The 17997-nt window shown below is 73.6% G+C and carries 17 protein-coding genes and 1 pseudogene; 12 read left to right on the top strand and 6 right to left on the bottom strand.

The genetic code is table 11. The features are described 5' to 3' along the window. Positions 1-73: 73 nt before the first annotated feature. Positions 74-1009 carry a hypothetical protein gene (locus KSNIM_RS03950; protein ID WP_263101806.1) on the top strand — a complete coding sequence of 312 codons (936 nt, stop codon included), beginning with the start codon at positions 74-76 and terminating at the stop codon, positions 1007-1009. A 49-nt stretch (positions 1010-1058) separates the two neighbouring features. Here the strand turns inward: KSNIM_RS03950 and KSNIM_RS03945 are convergent, their stop codons facing one another. Continuing rightward, on the bottom strand, positions 1059-1499 hold the full coding sequence (locus KSNIM_RS03945; protein ID WP_263101805.1) for a MarR family winged helix-turn-helix transcriptional regulator: 441 nt from the start codon (positions 1497-1499) through the stop codon (positions 1059-1061). Positions 1500-1631: 132 nt separating this feature from the next. On the opposite strand from KSNIM_RS03945, the gene KSNIM_RS03940 reads away from it, so the two are divergent. Further along, positions 1632-2516 carry an MBL fold metallo-hydrolase gene (locus tag KSNIM_RS03940; RefSeq protein WP_263101804.1) on the top strand — a complete coding sequence of 295 codons (885 nt, stop codon included), beginning with the start codon at positions 1632-1634 and terminating at the stop codon, positions 2514-2516. A gap of 14 nt (positions 2517-2530) precedes the next feature. Here KSNIM_RS03940 and KSNIM_RS03935 read toward each other — a convergent pair whose 3' ends face one another. From KSNIM_RS03935 to KSNIM_RS03925, 3 genes are read right to left on the bottom strand one after another with little or no spacing between them, the layout of a single operon-like run. After that, positions 2531-2998 carry a copper chaperone PCu(A)C gene (locus tag KSNIM_RS03935; RefSeq protein ID WP_263101803.1) on the bottom strand — a complete coding sequence of 156 codons (468 nt, stop codon included), beginning with the start codon at positions 2996-2998 and terminating at the stop codon, positions 2531-2533. Beyond that, positions 2995-5169, bottom strand: coding sequence for a heavy metal translocating P-type ATPase (locus KSNIM_RS03930; protein WP_263107823.1), 2175 nt, complete (start codon positions 5167-5169; stop codon positions 2995-2997). Before KSNIM_RS03930 ends, KSNIM_RS03935 begins: the two co-directional genes overlap by 4 nt. A 44-nt stretch (positions 5170-5213) precedes the next feature. Then, positions 5214-5420, bottom strand: coding sequence for a hypothetical protein (locus tag KSNIM_RS03925; protein ID WP_263101802.1), 207 nt, complete (start codon positions 5418-5420; stop codon positions 5214-5216). A 333-nt stretch (positions 5421-5753) separates the two neighbouring features. Here KSNIM_RS03925 and KSNIM_RS03920 point away from each other — a divergent pair, with 333 nt between their 5' ends. Beyond that, complete coding sequence (locus tag KSNIM_RS03920; protein ID WP_263107822.1) at positions 5754-6308, top strand: TetR/AcrR family transcriptional regulator; 555 nt, start codon at positions 5754-5756, stop codon at positions 6306-6308. 31 nt (positions 6309-6339) lie between these two features. On the opposite strand, the pseudogene KSNIM_RS03915 reads toward KSNIM_RS03920, so the two are convergent. Then, positions 6340-6546 (bottom strand): annotated as a pseudogene (locus KSNIM_RS03915) (helix-turn-helix domain-containing protein); the annotation flags it as partial. Here KSNIM_RS03915 and KSNIM_RS03910 point away from each other — a divergent pair. Further along, positions 6545-7471 carry an agmatine deiminase family protein gene (locus KSNIM_RS03910; protein ID WP_317633987.1) on the top strand — a complete coding sequence of 309 codons (927 nt, stop codon included), beginning with the start codon at positions 6545-6547 and terminating at the stop codon, positions 7469-7471. The pseudogene KSNIM_RS03915 and the gene KSNIM_RS03910 sit on opposite strands and share 2 nt — an antisense overlap. A 99-nt stretch (positions 7472-7570) precedes the next feature. Here KSNIM_RS03910 and KSNIM_RS03905 read toward each other — a convergent pair whose 3' ends face one another. Then, a complete protein-coding gene (locus KSNIM_RS03905; RefSeq protein ID WP_263101800.1) occupies positions 7571-8479 on the bottom strand; it encodes a LysR family transcriptional regulator in 909 nt (302 codons plus the stop codon). 513 nt (positions 8480-8992) lie between these two features. Between KSNIM_RS03905 and KSNIM_RS03900 the strand changes: the two genes are divergently transcribed. The 8 genes from KSNIM_RS03900 (at position 8993) to KSNIM_RS03865 (ending at position 17599) form a co-directional block, all read left to right on the top strand. Beyond that, positions 8993-9763 (top strand): PucR family transcriptional regulator, encoded by a 771-nt coding sequence (locus KSNIM_RS03900; RefSeq protein WP_263101799.1) that lies wholly within the window; start codon positions 8993-8995, stop codon positions 9761-9763. 259 nt (positions 9764-10022) lie between these two features. After that, the gene (locus tag KSNIM_RS03895; protein WP_263101798.1) at positions 10023-10685 is read left to right on the top strand and encodes a DUF4142 domain-containing protein; all 663 of its coding nucleotides are present in this window, start codon (positions 10023-10025) and stop codon (positions 10683-10685) included. Positions 10686-10791: 106 nt separating this feature from the next. After that, positions 10792-12141 (top strand): DUF1996 domain-containing protein, encoded by a 1350-nt coding sequence (locus tag KSNIM_RS03890; protein ID WP_263101797.1) that lies wholly within the window; start codon positions 10792-10794, stop codon positions 12139-12141. A 292-nt stretch (positions 12142-12433) separates the two neighbouring features. Next, entirely contained in the window at positions 12434-13111 is a 678-nt protein-coding gene (locus KSNIM_RS03885; protein ID WP_263101796.1) for a hypothetical protein, read from the top strand. Next, the gene (locus KSNIM_RS03880) at positions 13108-14544 is read left to right on the top strand and encodes an NADH-quinone oxidoreductase subunit NuoF family protein (protein WP_263101795.1); all 1437 of its coding nucleotides are present in this window, start codon (positions 13108-13110) and stop codon (positions 14542-14544) included. The genes KSNIM_RS03885 and KSNIM_RS03880 overlap by 4 nt, the downstream gene beginning before the upstream one ends. 199 nt (positions 14545-14743) lie before the next feature. After that, positions 14744-15760, top strand: coding sequence for an SCO0930 family lipoprotein (locus KSNIM_RS03875; RefSeq protein WP_263101794.1), 1017 nt, complete (start codon positions 14744-14746; stop codon positions 15758-15760). Further along, positions 15757-16233, top strand: coding sequence for a hypothetical protein (locus KSNIM_RS03870; protein ID WP_263101793.1), 477 nt, complete (start codon positions 15757-15759; stop codon positions 16231-16233). Before KSNIM_RS03875 ends, KSNIM_RS03870 begins: the two co-directional genes overlap by 4 nt. Positions 16234-16777: 544 nt before the next feature. Next, the gene (locus tag KSNIM_RS03865; protein WP_263101792.1) at positions 16778-17599 is read left to right on the top strand and encodes an RNA polymerase sigma factor; all 822 of its coding nucleotides are present in this window, start codon (positions 16778-16780) and stop codon (positions 17597-17599) included. Positions 17600-17997 lie beyond the last annotated feature (398 nt).

Raw genomic sequence — 17997 nt, 5'->3', positions numbered from 1 at the left:
GAGTGACGCGGCCGGACCGGCCGGAGAACGCGCGGACGCACCGTCCCCCGGCAGCACGCTCGAAAGGCGCACCGTGACCACTGACTGGAAGGGCCACCGCCCGCTGCTCGCCTGCTCCCTGGTGCTGGCCGTCGGTGCGACCGCCCTGCTGGGGGTGGCCGCGCAGGGATCATCGGCGCAGGGTACCCCGGCGCCGGCTTCGTCCACGGGGCCGGGGCACTCCGTCGCCAAGCACGCCGCGGCGGCGGCCCCGGCGGCGGCCGGGAAGCACGGTGCCCACGCCATGGGCGGCACCGACGGGCTCGCCTCCGAACGCGACGGCTACCGCCTGGATCCCCGCCTCGGCAGCCTCCCCGCCGCCACCCCGACGAGCCTCCCGTTCGTGATCACCGGTCCGGACGGCCGGCCGGTCACCGACTTCGCCGAGGCCCAGACCGAGCGGATGCACCTCTTCGCGATCCGCTCGGACCTCACCGGCTACCAGCACCTGCACCCCGTGATGGCGGGCGACGGCACCTGGACGGCCGACCTGGCCGCGCTCGATCCGGGTGCCTGGCGGGTGTACGCCTCGTTCACCCCGAACAGCGGGCCGCGCAAGGGGACGGAGTACGTCCTCGGCCGCACCGTGACGGTGCCGGGCACCGCCACGGCGGAGCGACTGCCCGCCGCGTCCGGCACGGCCGAGGCCGACGGCTACACACTCGCCCTCCAGGCCGACCCGACCGCGAAGGAGGCGTTCCCGCTCACCGTCACCGCCACCGGACCGGACGGCAGGCCGGCCACCGACCTGCAGCCGTACCTCGGCAGCTACGCCCACCTCAGCGCCTTCCACGAGGGCGACCTGGCGCTGGCCCACCTGCACCCGATCACGCCCGTCACCGCGGGCGGCGGCGGCCCGGTGCTGACCTTCTACGCCCGGCTCGCCGGGCCGGGGAACTGGCGGGTCTTCCTGCAGTTCCGGGCCGGCGGCCGGCTGCACACCGCGGCCGTCACCCTCCGGGTGCCCTGACGCCGCACAGGTCCGGGCGCCGGACGGCCCGGGCCGTGGGCGGCGGGGCTCAGCGGCCGGTGACGGCCTGCTCCAGCAGGCCGTGCAGGAGGCCCTGCTCCTGCGGGGTGAGGCCGGAGAGCGGGGAGTCCACGGCGAGGAGGGCGAGCAGGCGTTCGCGCAGTGCGGTGCCCTCGGCGGTGAGGACGAGGTGCTTGGCCCGGCGGTCGGTGGGGTGCGGGCGGCGCTCGACGAGGCTCTGCTTCTCCAGCTTGTCGACGACGAAGGTGGTGTTGGAGGGCTCGCAGCTCATGCGTTCGGCGAGCTCGCGCATGGTCATCGGTCCGCTCATCTCCCGCAGTGCGGTCGCCTGGGACGCGGTCAGCCCCAGGGTGGCGGCGCGCTCCCGTACGTGCTCGGCGATGCGCTGGGCCAGCCCGTTCACCAGGCCGCACAGCTGTCGCTCGGCCACGGCCTGTGCCTGCGCCTCTGCCTGCGGGGACGTCGTCATGCGCCCAGCCTAGCAAATCCTCCCGATCCAAATATTTGCAACTTGAATGATTTGAACTTGATGCATATGGTGGGCGTCGCCGCCGCGGCCCACCGCGGCGTGCCTCTGACGACCATTCATGGGAGGCGACTCATGCTCGACGTGACGGCAGCTCAGGACGGACGACTCAACCGGCCGGCGGGAATCCGGTCGATCCGGCTGGGCGACACCACGGTGACGTACCTGCCGGACGGCGACGTGCGGCTCAGGCCGCTGCAGCTTCTCCCGGACAGCACCGCCGAGGTGTGGGCCGCGCACCCGGAGTACCTGGACGCCGCCGGCCGCCTCGTGGGCAGCGTCGGCGGTCTGCTGGTGGAGCACGGCGGCCGCGCGCTGCTGATCGACACGGGCTTCGGCCCGCAGACGCTGGCGGCCCCGGACGGCCCGCTCGACGTCATCCACGGCGGCGCCCTGCTGCACAACCTCGCCGAACTCGGCCGCGTACCGCAGGACATCGAGGCGGTGGCCTTCACCCACCTGCACTCCGACCACCTCGGCTGGGCCTGCCACGTCGTCCCCGGCGGCGACCGGCCCGTCTTCGCCCACGCGGACCACCTGGTCTCCGGACCGGAGTGGGAGGGGCGGGACCTGCTGGAGGCCCAGGGCGCGGCCGAACAGGTCGCCGCCCTCGCACCGCACGTCCGGACGATCGGCGACGGGCAGGAGGTCTTCCCCGGCGTCCGCGCGAGGATCACCCCCGGCCACACCCCCGGGCACGCCGAGTACGTCATCACCGGCGGCGGACGCCGCCTGATCGCCTTCGGCGACGCCGTGCACTCGCCGATCCAGATCGACCACCCGGAGTGGTCCGCAGCCTTCGACCACGACCTCGCCCGGACCGCCGAGCACCGCCGCCGGCTCGTCGCCGAACTCGCCGAGCCGGACACGATCGGGTTCGGCGTCCACTTCGCCGACGTGGTGTTCGGACACGTCCGGCAGGACGGCGACGGCCCGGCCTGGAAGCCCCTGGACGCCTGACCCTCCGCCGCCGGTCACCTCCCGGCGGAGCCCGGCGGGACCGCCACGGCCCGGACCCTGACGTCCGGGCCGCGGCGGAAGTGCAGGGTGAACTCCACCTGCTCCCCGGCGCGCAGGGCCGGCGGGCGGACGACCAGCAGGTCGACACCCTCGGGGGACATCCGCACCTCGGCCCGGGCAGGTACGGGCAGCCCCGCCGCCGGTTCCCAACTGCCGGTCGCCCCACGGTGCACGTGCCGCTTCAGCACCACCCGGCCCGCCGGCCCCCAGCTCGCCCCCGTCAGTTCGTCGGGCACGTCGCCGGCATTGCGCAGCACGAAGAACGCAGCCGTCGCCGTGCCCGTCGCCGAGACCAGGATCCGGCCCTCACCGGCGGCGACCGGCTCCGGCCGCCCCGCCCGGCCGAAGGAGGCCCAGCCGCACAGCAGCGCCAGCGCCGCCGTCGCCGCGGCCGCCGGCGGGAGCGCCGCCGCCCGGTTCACCGGACACCCCGCGCGGGCCGCCAGGTGCGCAGCCGCAGACTGTTGGCGACCACCAGCAGCGAACTCGCCGACATCGCGACCGCCGCGAGCATCGGATTCAACAGGCCCAGGGCCGCCATCGGCAGCAGGACGGCGTTGTAGCCGAACGCCCAGACCAGGTTGGTGCGGATCGTCGCCATGGTGCGCCGGGCCAGCCGCACCGCGACGACCAGGGACTCGATGTCCCCGCGCACCAACGTCAGCCCCGCCGCACCGATCGCCGCGTCCGTGCCGCCCGCAAGCGCGACGCCCAGGTCGGCCGAGGCCAGCGCCACCGCGTCGTTGACGCCGTCGCCGACCATCGCCACGCACCGCCCGGCCGCCCGCAGCTCGGCGACGACCTCGGCCTTGCGCTCCGGCGAGGCCGCGGCGTGCACCACGGTGATGCCCAACCCGGCCGCCACGGCCCGGGCCGGGCCCGGCCGGTCACCGGTGAGCAGCACCGGCTCCAGCCCCAGACCGCGCAGCCGCCGCACCGTCCGCCAACTGCCAGGCCGTACCGTGTCGCCCACCGTCAGGACGGCCGCCGCCCGTCCGTCGAGCTCCACCACCACGGCCGTCCGCCCGTCCGACTCGGCCCGGGCGAGCGCCCGGCGCAGGCGTCCCGGCAGACCCGGCGCGCGGTCGGGGCGGACGACCCGCACCCGCCGGCCCCCGACCGTCCCTCGGACACCGAGGCCCGCCGTCGCCGCGAACCCGTCGACCGCAGGCAGGTCCGCCCCGCCGCGCAACCGGGCCGCTGCGGCCACCGCCCGCCCGATCGGATGCTCCGAGCGGTCCTCGACCGCCCCGGCCAGCCGCAGCACCTCCGCCTCGTCGGCGTCCGGCGCCGCGGCGACCTCCACCAGCTCCATCCGCCCGGTGGTCAGGGTGCCGGTCTTGTCGAGCACCACCGTGTCGATCCGGCGCAGGCCCTCCAGCACCTCGGGCCCGCGCACCAGCACGCCCAACTCGGCACCCCGGCCGGTCGCGGCCAGCAGGGCCGTCGGTGTCGCCAGCCCGAGCGCACAGGGACACGCCACCACCAGCACCGCCACCGCCGCCGTGACCGCGGCCTGCGGATCGCCACCCGCGCCCAGCCAGAAGCCCAGCACACAGGCGGCCACCGCCAGCACGCACGGCACGAACCCGCCGGCGACCGCGTCGGCCACCCGCTGCGCCCGTGCCTTGCCCGCCTGGGCCTCGGTCACCAGGGCGGTGATCCGGGCGAGCTGCGTGTCCGCCCCGACCGCCGTCGCGCGAACCACCAGCACCCCGCCGACGTTGACCGTGGCGCCGGTGACCCGGTCGCCCGGGCCGACCTCCACCGGCACGCTCTCGCCGGTGAGCAGGCTCGCGTCCAGCGCCGAGCGGCCCCCGACGACCACACCGTCCGTGGCGACCTTCTCGCCGGGCCGTACGACGAACTCCTGGCCGGGCAGCAACTGCCGCACCGGGACGAGCCGTTCGACGCCCGCCTCGCGGACGCAGACCTCCTTGGCGCCGAGCTCGGCGAGCGCCCGCAGCGCAGATCCGCCGCGGCGGCGGGCCCGGCCCTCCAGGAAGCGGCCGCACAGCACGAACAGCGGCACGCCGACCGCCGCCTCCAGGTACACGTGGGCGGCGCCACCGGTGTCCGCGGTGAGCGAGAACGGCATCCGCATGTCGGCCGCGCCGGCGCCGCCGAGGAACAGCGCGTACGCGGACCAGCCGAAGGAGGCCAGGACACCCAGGCTCACCAGGGTGTCCATGGTGGCCGTCGCCTGCCGCAGGTTGTGCCAGGCCCGCCGGTGGAACCCGTACGCGCCCCAGGTCACCACCGGCACGGCCAGCAGGAAGCAGACCCACTGCCAGGCCGGGAACTGCAGCCCGGGCGCCATCGACACGGTCAGCACCGGCGCGGCAAGCGCGGCCGTGACGGCCGGTCGGAGCCGTCCTTCGGCCTCCTCCGCAGGGACGGCCCCGGCCGGCCCGTCGGGGACGGGGGCGGCGGTGTAGCCGGCGCGCTCGACCGCGGCGACCAGGTCGGCGGGCGGGACCTCGGCCGGATGGACGACCCGTGCACGGCCGGTGGCGAGGTTCACCGACGCCGTCACGCCGTCGATCCGGGCCAGCCGCTTCTCGACCCGGCCGACGCAGGCGGCGCAGGTCATGCCGCCCACGGTCAGGTCGGTGACCACCCGGTCGGTCGCGGTGCTCACCGGGCCGCCCCCATCACATGGCCCGGCATGCCGTCGCCCGGGTGACCGGTGCCGGGCGTGCCGCCGGTGGCGGGCCGCAGCCCCGGTGCCACCGGGCCGACGGCCCGGCCCAGGGCGAACGCCCCGCCGAACACGAGGACGAGCAGCAGCACGAAGCCCGTCAGAACACGATGCGGCCGGGTGTCCGGCTCCGTTGTCTCCACACCTCAGCAGTCGGCGCGGGGAGGCCGTGAGTTCCCGGGTCCGCTCGGATCCCGCCGGCGGGTTCGGGGACGGGCGGGCGACGGGTGGGGCGGTGGCAGCCGGGCCGGGCGGTTTGAAGAATAGGTCAGGATGTGTGGCCGCTCCGGCCACTCAGTGCCGTCGCCCGGGGCGGACCGGCTCGGACCGCCGGCTGCTGTCACGACGAAGCTGCAGCTCGACGTCGGTACATTAGGCGAATCCGATGGCTGATGAGAAGGTCAGCAGATGTGCTGACCAGGGCGTCCCGCCGAGTAGGGTGGTCGACCGTGGCCAGTCCTCGTAGAACATCAATCCTGGAAGCAGCCGCGCGGGTGATCGCGAGGCGCGGTGTCCGCGGGCTGCGGGTCGAGGAACTCGCGGCGGAGGCCGGCGTGTCCACCGCGCTGATCTACTACCATTTCAAGGACCGCACCGGGATCCTCCGCCAGACGCTCGAGTTCATCAACGACCGGGCGGAGCGCTACACGACGGAGCGCGACCCCGACGCACCGCCGCTCAGCCCCCGCGAGGACCTCGACCACACGCTGCTGCTGGAGCTGCAGGACTCGGCCGAGGTGCGGGAGAACAGCACGGCCTGGGGCGAGCTGAGGGCGAGCGCGGTCTTCGACGACGCGCTGCGTGAGGACCTGGCCAGGGCGACCCTGGTCTGGGTGCAGGAGATCGCCGAGCTGCTGGGCCGGGTGCGGCCGATGACTCCCGCCACCGCGCTGGCCTCGGCGGCCGAGCGGCTGACCGCGCTGCTGGAGGGTCTGAGCATGCGCTGGCTCAGCGGGAGCCTGCCGCTCGCCCACGCGCGGGCGCTGATGGCCGAGGCGATCGAGGTCGAGGTGGCGCGGCTCGGCCGCTGAGCCGGGCACGGGCCCGTTCGAGCGCCCCCGGGCGCTCGGCGGTGTAGCGGTCGGCCCGGTCGCTGATGAACTCCAGGGTCCTGCGCAGGATCCCGGCGCGGTCGCCGAAGTGGTGGTAGATCAGCGACGTCGAGACCCCCGCCTCGGCGGCGAGTTCCTCCACGCGCAGTCCGCGGACGCCCCGCCGTGCGATGACGCGGGTCGCGGCCCTGAGTATCGCTGTTTGACGGTCCGACATGGGCGCCCACTCCACCCGGATCCAGCCGAGCCCGGGTCATTTCCTGACCGGAAAATCAGCGTGCGGCCCCTCCCGGCCGCATGCGGTGAATGCTGCTGGCGGCCATGTCGGCACCGATCCCGGACGGCGTTTTCCGCTGTCCGTGCCCGCGGGGGCTGGAGATCGGCGGATCGGTGGCCGAGTTGTCTTGGCTGAATTTTCAGTTCGATGGAGGATGTGGGCCACACCGCAAACGGCTGGGGCGGCCGGCAGACCCACGCCAAGGACGCCCTGGTCACGCAGCGGATCGCCGCGTACGTCGGCGTCCCGTTCCACCGCGGCCGGCCTGGTCGCGGAGGGCGGGGCCATCGAACAGGACGGTGCCGGCACCCTGATGGCCACCCGCAGCAGCATCATCCACAGCAACCGCAACCCCGGCCGGAGCCAGGCCCGGCTGGAGGCCGCGATGTGCGCCGCCTACGGCGCGTCGAGGGTGATCTGGTTCAAGGGCATCGCCGGCCAGGACATCACCGACGACCGTGTCGACGCGACCTCGCGCTTCCTGACCCCGGGTTCGGGCCTGGGCCAGATGTCGCTCGCCACCGACACCGACGCCTGGGCCGACGACGTCCGCCAGCAGTACCGGATCCTCTCGACCGCGACGACCGTCGCCGGCCGCCCGATCGCGGTGACCAAGCTACAGGGACCCGACTACTGCAAGATCCGCTCCAGCGGCCCCAACTTCGTCGCCGCCTACGCCAACTACCACGTCTGCAACGGCGCGGTGATCTCCGCGCAGCTCGGTGACGCCTCGGCCGACTCCGAGGCCAGGGCGACCCTGGCGCGGATGTTCCCCGGCCGCACGGTGGTGCAGCTCGACATCGACTGCCTGGGCGCCGGTGGCGGCGGCATCCACTGCGTCACCCAGCAGCAGCCCGTCGTCTGATCCTCTGGTGCCCGGTCCCCTGGCGCCCGATCCGCTGCCGCCCGGTCCCCGGCCGGCAGATCGCCCCGCGCCGTCGGCGTGGGGCCGCGCCCCCGCCCGTCACGCCGCCTCGGCCGTCGCCCCCGCGACCTCGCGCAGGAGCGGGAGCAGCAGCTGCTCGTAGGCGGTGAGCGGGCGGGCCAGCGTCCAGCTGGCGACGACGGCGCGGCGCTCGGGCGCCGGGCGGATCGCGAGTTCGGCGAGCACGCCGTGCCGGAGTTCCAGCTGGACGGAACGGCGCGGCACCAGGCCGACCCCGAGGCCTATCCGCGCGGCCTCCTTGACGCCCTCGGTGCCCCACAGGTCGAGGGTGCGGGTGCCGGTCAGCTCCCAGCTGTGCAGCAGGTCGGCCAGCTGGCGGCGGGTCCGGGAGCCGCACTCGCGCAGCAGGAAGGTCTCGCCCGACAGGTCGGACGGGGTGACGGGCCGGCCCGCCAGCGGATGGTCGGCCGGGCAGATCAGCAGCATGTCGTCCTCGGCGAGCCGCTCGGACCGGTAGCGGCCGGGCGGCAGCGGGCCGCCGCTCAGCCCGATGCCAGTCCGGCCCTCCTCGAGGGCCTCGGCGAGCTGGTCGGCGGTGCCGATGGCGAGGCTGAACTGGGCGGCCGGCTCGCGGCGCCGCAGCTCCCGCAGGACCGATGGCAGGAACAGGCCGCTGACGGTGCTCGTACTGCCGATGACCAGGGGTTCCGTGCGCAGCAGTGCGGCCGCCTGGACGGCCTCGACCGCGTGGTCCGCGACGGCGAGCACCTCCTTGCTCTGCGCCAGCAGGACCTCGCCCGCCAGGGTGGGCCGGATCTTCGGGCCCGAGCGGTCGACCAGCTGCGTCCGCAGGGCTATCTCCAGGTTCTGCACCTGTTTCGACACGGAGGACTGGCTCAGGAACAGCACCTGTGCGGCGGCCGAGAATCCCCCGCACTCGATGACCTTCGCGAAAACCGCCAGTTGATTGAGGTTCAGTCGCATCATGGCCTCGCTCGCGTCCGGAGGGTTGGGACACAGGGGCCGGCGCGGCAGCCCGCGGGCCCGGCCGGTACGGCAATGTACCGTGCACCGGGCCCGTGTCACAGGCGGTTCACCTGCAAGATCAACAGGTCGTGTGCGGCCGTTCTCCGTGTGCCGCAACCGGGTTGACGAGCAGTCGGGCCGGCCGGCGGCCGCCGGGGCGCGGCCCGGACCGGAATCCGGCAAAGAGTAAAGGATTGGCAAAGGCGCGGGACGAAACCTCGATCCGGCCCTCTTCTCACGGTGACCGGCCCGCCCGTGGCCGGCAGTTCCCCCGGGAGGTGGTCCGGTGCACGCTTGCCCCAGCGGTCGACCGGCAGTGCATTCCCCGTCCGACGCATCCGTGCGGCGGACACCCGGCCCGTCCGGCGCCCCCGCGCACAGGACGCCCACCCCGTCCGGCCGCCGCGCCGACACCGCGAAGCCCGGCGACCGCCCCCCTCGGTGCAGCTCCGGCAGGCCGTGGAGGGAGGCGCTGTGGATTCACTGACCCTGCCCGGCGGCGGCCGCGGCGAACTCGTCCGACGCAGGCCGTCCGCGCCCGCCGACAAGCCCCAGCTGCAGGCCGGCCCCGGAGTCGCCCAGGCGGTGGCACTCTCCGCCGTACCGGGACCGCCCCCGCCGGGCCTCTCCAGCGCGAAGGTCGTCGCCTACCTGCACGGCCCCGAGCCCTACCTGCTGATCCCCGACCCCGCGCCGGGGATGCGCCGGAACCTCACCCGCTGGCTGCAGGGCCGGGCCGCCGTGGTCGGCCCGGTGGTCTCCCGGTCCGAGGCCGGAGCGTCCCTGCGCTGGGCCCGCACCCTGCTCGCACTGGGGCCGCAGTGGCCGGACGGCCACGGCGAACTCCTCTTCGTCGAGGATCACCTGGCCAAGGTGCTCCTGCTCCAGGACCCGCTGCTGGCCGGCCGCCTGTCGGCCAAGTGGCTCGGCCGGCTGAACGACCTGACGCCGCGCCAGCGCGAACGGATGGAGCAGACCCTGCTCGCGTGGCTGGAGGGCGGCGGCGCCACCGAGGCGGCGGTGCTGCTGCGCATCCACCCGCAGACCGTGCGTTACCGGCTCCGCAAGCTGGAGCGGATCTTCGGCAGCAGCCTGCGCACCTCGCAGGCCCGCTTCGAGATCCTGTTGGCACTGAAGATCCACGGCACGGCCGCCGAATGCGCCCGGCTGCGCCGCAGAGCGGAGGAACTGCCCCCGCACCGGACGTTCGGCGCCCGCCAGGACGTCCGCCGCAGCAGCCGCTGAGCGCTGCGCGCCCCGATCGCACCGGGATTCCGTGACCTTCGACCGGGATCCGCGGCCGTTCGAAAAACCTGTCCATTGTTGATGAATGATCCGACGGCCGCCCCCGCGTTCCGTAGGGTTTTCACCGAGGTCGCCGGGAAAGTCCGAAAGGAATACCGGCGGCGGCCGGTGCGATCACCCATTCCGGCGTGATAGGAAATTGATGTCATCTTCCAGGAAGAAACGCGGATCCGAGAAAGGCGTGTACGGCCTGCCCAGGGTGAGCCGCCTTCCGCGGTCGTTCGCCACCCTCGCGATCATCGTGGCCATGATGTCCACGGTCACGGCCCTGGTGGTCCCCGTCGTGAAGTCGGCGGGCTCCTACCGGACACCCCAGGCGGGCGGGGCAACCCCGGGAACGACGACGCAGACCGCGACCGGTCCGCTGACGGCGCTCGACCGGGACTTCGTCAAACGGGTCCGGCTGGCCGGACTCTGGGAGATCCCCGCGGGCCGGATGGCCCTGGCCAAGGGCGGCACGCCCGAGGTCAAGACCGCCGGCCAGCACCTGGTCGACGGGCACACCGCGCTCGACCGGGCCGACCTGGAGGCGGCCGCGGCCCTGGGCATGGACGTCCCCAGTGAGCCGAACGACCAGCAGAAGGGCTGGTTGCAGCAGCTGGACGCGGCCCAGGGCGCCGAGTTCGACAGGCTCTTCGCGAACATCGTGCGCAATGCCCACGGCCAGGTCTTCGCCGTGGTCGCGCAGGTGCGCGCCAGTACCCAGAATTCCACCGTCCGGGATCTCGCGACCGTGGCGAATTCCACGGTCCTCGACCACATGACGGTGCTTGAGGACACCCGTCTGGTCAATTACGGCGGACTTTCCGCGCTGCCTGCGGGATCCGCCTCACCGAGCCCGAAACCGGCGGGACAGCGCTGAACGAAGCGGGTGATCCGCAGCGCCGGACAATGTGCAGAAAACCCTGTCCACGACTACCGAGAGTGTGAATATGAGGACTCACAAACGCGATAAGGCCGGACGGAGAATGCTGGCCCTGCTGCTCGCCGGCGTGCTGGCCGTCGCCGGTGGCTCGGTGATCGCCGCGGCCGCGTTCGCCGGGCAGCGCCCGTCCAGGTCGCAGCAGGCCAACGCCCAGACGGGCACGGTCGCCTGCGCGGACGTCGGGCTGGGCCTGGCCTCGGTGCCGGACAACGCCCGTGCGGACGTCGACCGGGACCTCGCCGACCTCGACGTGCAGGTCGCGGACGCCTACCGCAGCCTCTCCGAGCCCGGCGCCGGGGGCGGCGAGAAGCGCGTCATGGGTGACCTGGCCGCCAAGCGGTCCGACACCCTGCGCAAGCTCGCCGCGAGCGCCGGGAAGGACTCCGGCCTGCCGCAGGACATGTCCGGACTGGCGAACTGCGCGATCCGCAAGGACCTGGTGGTCGACGCCTCCACCAAGGACTACGCCAACGACGCGCAGAGCGTCGCCGCCCAGAGCAAGAACTCCGGCGGGTCGAAGTCCGGCCCCGGCCGCGGCTTCGTCGATATCCGGTCCGTCGCCCCGAACACCGCCCGCCCCGCCCGCAACGGCCCCGCCACCGGCACCTTCACCTCCAGCTGCGGACGCAACGAGAACCGCCACCTCAACCCCGACAACGTCATCGTCGCGCCCGGTGTGAGCAACGGCGCCCACCACATGCACGACTACGTCGGCAACCGCATCACCGACGGGTTCTCCTCCAACGGCAAGCTCGCCGGCGCCGGCACCACCTGCTCCAACGGGGACCAGTCCGCGTACTACTGGCCGGTGCTGCGGCTCCTCGACGGCACCAACGACAAGGACGCCAAGGCCCCGGGCGGCGGCAAGGACAAGAACGTCGGACGCATCCTGCAGCCCGCCGAGGTCGGGATCACCTACAGCTCCGCCAACGGGAACCGCGTCCAGCCGATGACCCGCTTCCTGCGGATCATCACCGGCGACGCCAAGGCCCTCACCAACGGGCCGGCCAACGCCCACGCCTCCTGGAGCTGCACCGGCTTCGAGGACCGCCAGCTCGCCGACAAGTACCCGATCTGCCCGAACGGCAGCCGGGTCGTGCGGACCCTGAAGTTCCCGGACTGCTGGGACGGCAAGAACATCGACAGCGCCAACCACCGCACGCACACCGCCTTCTCCAAGAACGGCAGCTGCCCTCGGAACTTCCGGGCCATCCCCCAGCTGGTGGAGCGCGTCGCCTACGACGTGCCGTCCGGCGCCAAGTTCGCCGTCGACAGCTTCCCCGAGCAGCTCCACAACCCGATCACCGACCACGGTGACTTCATCAACGTGATGAACCGCAACCTGCTGGACCAGATGGTGAGTTGCATCAACGAGGGTCGCCGCTGCGGCTGACCCGTCGGGTCGCCGCCGGGCACACCCCGGGCGGCCAGGGCCGCGACCCCTCGCGCGGCCCGCCCGGGGAGCCGGGCGCCATTCGAGCAGAGCAAGGACACAGCCGGAGGGCTCAGCGATGTTGACAGGTCAAGGACGCCGATCCTGGCATTCGGCCGCAGGGCCGGCGCGAGCGGGCCGAGCGGCCCGAAACCGCCAGGCGAACCGGTCGGCCCGTGCCGCGCGCACCGAGCAGGCACCCGCCGCGGTCGCGGCGGACCGGCCCGACGCCGGCGGCCGGCAGCCCCGTTCGGTGTGGTCTTTCCTCCCCGTGCTGGCGGCGGGGCTCGGCCTCACGGCCGTCGCCGTCAACGGCGCACTCCAGGCGTTCCTCGGCATTGCGGCCGGGGTGCTCGCCCTGGTGTCGTTCACCTCCGCGGTGCTGTGGGGCCTGGCGGCGACCGACCGGCTGCTGCTGTACCCCGTCCACCGGCTCGCCGCCCAGGCGATCCACCGGGTGATGGGCATCAGCGGCGTGGTCTTCCTCGTCCTGCACGTGTGGATGAACCTGATCCAGGACCAGATCGGAGCACTCGGTGCGTTCGTGCCGTTCGCCGATCCGCAGAAGCCCGTGCTCTACGGCCTCGGCGTGCTCTCCGGCTACGTGCTCCTCACCGTCGCACTGGCCGGAGCGGCCCGCGGCCTGCTGGCCCGCACCGGCGACTCGCGTCGCTGGCGGATCGTCCACGTCCTCGCCTACCCGGCCTGGGGCGCCGGCCTGGTCCACGGACTCAACGCGGGCCGGCTGCCCGCCACCTACATCACCGTCATGTACTGCGTGGCCGTGGTCGGCGTGATCGTCGCGCTCGGGCTGCGGATGGCCTTCCAGGACCGCGGCGCCCCGCGCCGCCCGGCCACCGCGGTCCGGCCCGACACGGCCTCCCGGCCGACGGTCGCCGCCGGCACCGGACGACGCAGGCAGGACGGATGAGCGGCGCCCCGATCGCCTGGCTCGGCCGGCCCGTGCTCTTCGCCGGCCTGGAGCACGCCGAGCAGCTGGACTACCGCGAGCACCTGGTCGTCCACGGCCGGCTGTCCCCGATGAAGGCCGAGGACCTGGCCGACCTCGCCGAGAACGTCGACCTGCGCGGCCGGGGCGGCGCCGGCTTCCCGTTCGCCCGGAAGCTCCGGGCCGTCGTGAAGTCGGCCGCCCGGCGCCGCACCCGCCCGGTCGTGGTCGTCAACGGAACGGAAGGAGAACCGAGTTGTCTCAAGGACGCGGCCCTGCTGCTGCGCACCCCCCACCTCGTCGTGGACGGGGCCCTGCTGGCAGCCGAGGCCCTGGACGCCGAGCAGGTGGTGCTCGGGGTCACCCGCGCCGACACCGAGCAGTCGCTGCGCCGGGCGCTGGCGGAGCGGCGGTCGACCCGGGTGCCGGTCAACGTCGCCCGGCTGCCCGAGCGGTTCGTCTCGGGCGAGGGCAGCTCGCTGGCCCGCGGCATCACCAGCGGGATCGCCCTGCCGCGCGGCGGCAAGGTCCGGACGAGCGACAGCGGCGTCCGCGGCCTGCCGACCCTGCTGTCCAACGCCGAGACCTACGCGCAACTCGCCGTCGCGGCCCGGCTGGGGGCACTGCCCTACCGCGAGGCAGGCACCCCGTCGGAGCCAGGGACGGTCCTGCTCACCCTCGCCGGCCGCCAGGTGGTGGAGACGCCCCTCGGCGTCCCGCTCCCGCAACTGCTCGCACTGTTCGACCTGGAGATCGGGCAGGGCGTGCTGACCGGCGGCTACCACGGCAAGTGGCTCAGCCCTGAAGCCGCGAGCCGGGCGACGGTGTCGCGGCAGTCCCTGCGGAGCCTGGGCGGGGCACTGGGCGCCGGAGCGCTCCTGCCGCTGCCGCCCACCACCTGCCCGCTCGGCGAGGTCCTCCGGGTCGCCCGCTGGCTGGCCGACGAGACGGCGGGCCAGTGCGGGCCCTGCTATCTCGGACTGCCGGCCCTGGTGAAGGAGCTGGAGCAGGTGGTGAAGGGTGGCGGACGTCCCGCCCTGGAGGCCGTCGAGTCGCGGATGAAGGCGGTCACGGGACGGGGCGCGTGCAGCCACCCCGACGCCGCCTCCCGGTTCGTCGCCTCGGCGCTGGAGGTCTTCGACGAGGACCTGCAGATGCACACCTACCAGTACGGCTGCGGCCGGCCCGTCCAGGACGTGCTCCCCATGCCGGTCATGGAGAGCGCCGGGACGATCGTCGTGGACTGGACCCTCTGCGAGGCGCACGGCCTGTGCACCAGCGTCCTGCCCGAGGTCATCAGCCTGGAGGCGGACGGCTTCCCCGCCGCCGGTGTCATGCCCGTTCCGCCGGAGCTGCTCCAGCAGGCCGCCCGCGCGGTGGACCGGTGCCCGGCGCTGGCCCTGAAGATCCAGTGATCCCCGCACGTCCCCACGGACGACGTCCCAGTACCGACAACGTCCCAGTACCGACGACGCCCCAGTACCGACGACAGCCGTGCACCGGCGACGCACCTGAACCGACGATCCCCTGACCGAACGATTCCCCGACCGAACGACCTTGACCAGCGATCCCTCGAACAGCACCACCGATGGAAAGGCAAGGAAGATCTTGACGATGACCACGAAACGATACGGCCTCGTGGCGGTCTGCCTCCTGCTGGCCGGCCTTGTGCTCATGGCCGCCTTCGGCAGCGCCAACAGCAGCGCCAGCCCGTCCAACGGCAAGACCGACGCCGGCCAGCTGGCCGGGGCGGGAGGCACGCCGGCCCCGGCGGGCGGAGGCGGAGCCTACGGGGACTACGGGTCCTCCGCGCCGGCGGGCACCGCGGGCAAGCCGGGCGGACAGCTGGCCGTCCGCGTCGACGAGAAGCTCGGCCCGGTGCTGACGGACGGCGAGGGCTTCACCCTCTACCGCTTCGACAAGGACACCGCCAAGCCGCCGGCGTCCAACTGCGCGGGGACGTGCGCCACCACCTGGCCGCCCGTCCTGAAGGACGACACCACCACGGCGGGCACCGGCGTCGACGCCGGCAAGCTCGGCGAGATCACCCGGGCCGACGGCTCCCGGCAGCTGACGGTCGGCGGATGGCCCGCCTACCGCTACGCACAGGACACCGCGCCCGGTGACACCAAGGGCGAGGGCGTGGGCGGCACCTGGCACGCCCTGGCGCCGGACGGGAGCAAGGCCAAGGCCGGCGGCGCCACCGCGGCGCCCACCGCGACCGCCCAGCCCACCGCCATGCCGTCGATGACCCAGCAGGCCCCGGCCGGCGTCCAGATCTCGGTCTTCAACCACCCGCAGCTCGGTCCGATCATGGTGGACGCCAACGGCATGACGCTCTACCACTTCGGCAAGGACACCGCCTGGCCGATGAAGTCCAACTGTGAGGGGGAGTGCCTCAAGACCTGGACGCCCGCGCCGCCGGTCGACCCCAAGAAGATCAAGGGTGTGGACCCGAAGCTGATCGGCAAGATGCAGCGCTCGGACGGCTCCTGGCAGCTGAGCATCAACTGCACCCCCGCCTACCTCTACACCGGTGACAAGACCGCCGGCGACGCGCTGGGGAACGGCCTGGCCAACGGCCTGTGGACGGCCATCAACCCGCAGGGCAAGGCGGCGACCGGCAAGTGAGGCCCCTGAGCGCGGCCCTGGCGCCGCCCGGGGACGGCCGCTCCGTCCGCACCGCACTGAAGTGGTCCGCGCTGGCCCTCCTGCTCCTCCTCGGGGTCTTCGAACTCCTCTGGGGGCCGGGAGGATTGGCCGGCACCTCGCAGGCCGCCCAGCGCCCCTCCGGCAACTCGGTGGAGCTGCTGGCCCAGCGGATCGGCTGCACAGCCGAGATCACCGCCGACACGGCCGACCTCCGCCAGGGCCTGTGCAGCTCGGGCGGGGAGGAGATCTGGATCGCCACCTTCCCGGAGCCCCGGGCCCAGCAGGCCTGGATCACCGAGGCCGAGGCCTACGGCGGGTCCTATCTGGTGGGCGACGACTGGGTGGTGGTGCTCTCCGACGCCACCGCGGACCAACTCCACGGCCTGCTGGGCGGAAAGGTGGTGAACGGGGCCGACCACACCGGAACGCACGAGCACACCGGCGGGGGATAGCCGGACACGCACAGCGACGAGAGGGCGGGGTTACCGCCGGCAACAGCCGGGGGTGACCCCGCCCTCTTGCATGCGCGTTGTCGCTGTGCGCTGCACGGCATGTGTCGGAGCGTCACCCAAATTGCTGACACTCTGTCACACAAGCCGCCCGCCGGGGGCGCCCAACCATGCAAATGCTGTATGAACTTTCCGCGCATTTCGCAGCCGTTCCACTTGACGCGGTCGCGCCAGAGTGTCGGGAAGTGCGCCCACCAGGGGCGGGAGCGCGTCCTGCGGCGCCGAGACGCAGCCGTGATGCGATGCACGCGATTCCCCCACATTCGGATCCGGAATCGTCCTGCGCGCCGGTGTTTTGAAGACTGTTGCACTGAAACCCGTGGGACTGGTGTGCTGTGGCCCTCCCGCCACACCGTCCCGACGGCCCCAGCAGACGCCGTCGATGCCTTTCGTCCAGGCAGTTCCCCGTCCCGGCCCGTGCGGCCGACACGCCGGCCAGGCCCCGCGAACTCCCCCCGTGAGAAGGCCAGAGCTGAGGAGGAACAGGGTGACCCCTCGTACCAGTACCCCCGAGTCCGGTTTGAGCGCGCTGAGCGACGCCGAACTCGCGGAGGTCATCGCCGCCCCGACCGCGACCGGAACCTCCCGCATCCGGGAGGTGATGGCCGAGGTGTTCACGCGCCACCACGGCGCCGTGCTCGCCTACGCCCGCCGCTACTGCCGCGACCTGCAGACCGCGCAGGACCTCGCCGCCGAGGCCTACGCCAGCACGTACCACTCTGTCGCCCGCGGCCGCGGTCCGCGGCACGCCTGGCGCCCGTACCTGAAGGCCTGCGTCCGCCGGACGGCGATGGAGTGGAGCGCCCAGACCGCGGACCGCGTCCTGCTGCCGGACGACTTCCACAGCTGGGCCGACCACCTGGCCGACGAGACGGCCACCGAGAACGCGCTGCTCGCCGCCGAGGAGGCCGAGCTGATCGCCCGGGCCTTCCGGGCCCTGCCCGAGCGCTGGCAGGTGCTGCTCTGGTTCTTCGTGGTGGAGGGCGAGTCCGCCGCGACCGTCGGCAAGCGGATGAGCATGACGCCGAGCGGCGTGCGCTCCCTCGCGGCCCGGGCCCGGTCCGGGCTGCGCGAGGCGTACCTGCGCGCGCACGTGGACGAGGGCACCGGTCTGGAGTGCCGCTACTTCACCTCGCTGCTGGCCGGCGCCGTGCGCCGCCCGGGCCGGCGGCGCGGGCGGGAGCTGGCGCGGCACCTGGACGAGTGCCTCAGCTGCGGCCGGGTGGCCGAGGAGTTCCGCCGGGCCAACCGCCGGATCGTCACCTCGTCCCTGATACCCACCCTGCCCGAGGCGGTGGCACCCTGCTGACCCCGGCGGGCCGACCGGCCGCCGCCGCTGCGGTCCGGACCCGCCCGCGCCGGCCGTCCCGCGCGATCGCCGAACCGGTCCGGCCCCGGGGGCGGAGTCCGAGCACCCGACCCCGCGGAGCCCCCGCTGGCATATCCGAGCCCCTCGGTACGACTCGCTCGCACTGCCGGACGGAGCATCAACATCCGTGCGTAGAAGGTCGATTACGGCCTCGCGTCGGTGTGGCCGGGGGGCGGGAACCGCCGGAGCGGGGGGATCCACCGCGGCTAGTCTCGCGGCACATCCAGGTCGGCGCGCTCTGTGACCGGCCGGATGCGTCCAGCGGGTGGGACATGGCAGCGCCGGTGCTCGTGGTGGACTTCGGCACGTCCTTCCCCGGCCAGTACAGCCACCTCGCC

This window comes from Kitasatospora sp. DSM 101779, from assembly GCF_025655475.1.
In the GTDB taxonomy this organism is placed as follows: Bacteria; Actinomycetota; Actinomycetes; order Streptomycetales; family Streptomycetaceae; genus Kitasatospora.
Note: the sequence above shows the minus strand (reverse complement) of the source record. Positions and strands in the feature narration are given on the sequence as shown.

Coding starts and splice junctions, on each gene's coding strand:
- KSNIM_RS03945 (WP_263101805.1), bottom strand. CDS start 1,499: ATGACGACGTCCCCGCAGGCAGAGGCGCAGGCACAGGCCGTGGCCGAG.
- KSNIM_RS03940 (WP_263101804.1), top strand. CDS start 1,632: ATGCTCGACGTGACGGCAGCTCAGGACGGACGACTCAACCGGCCGGCG.
- KSNIM_RS03930 (WP_263107823.1), bottom strand. CDS start 5,169: ATGACCTGCGCCGCCTGCGTCGGCCGGGTCGAGAAGCGGCTGGCCCGG.
- KSNIM_RS03910 (WP_317633987.1), top strand. CDS start 6,545: ATGGGCGCCCACTCCACCCGGATCCAGCCGAGCCCGGGTCATTTCCTG.
- KSNIM_RS03905 (WP_263101800.1), bottom strand. CDS start 8,479: ATGATGCGACTGAACCTCAATCAACTGGCGGTTTTCGCGAAGGTCATC.
- KSNIM_RS03890 (WP_263101797.1), top strand. CDS start 10,792: ATGCTGGCCCTGCTGCTCGCCGGCGTGCTGGCCGTCGCCGGTGGCTCG.
- KSNIM_RS03880 (WP_263101795.1), top strand. CDS start 13,108: ATGAGCGGCGCCCCGATCGCCTGGCTCGGCCGGCCCGTGCTCTTCGCC.
- KSNIM_RS03875 (WP_263101794.1), top strand. CDS start 14,744: ATGACCACGAAACGATACGGCCTCGTGGCGGTCTGCCTCCTGCTGGCC.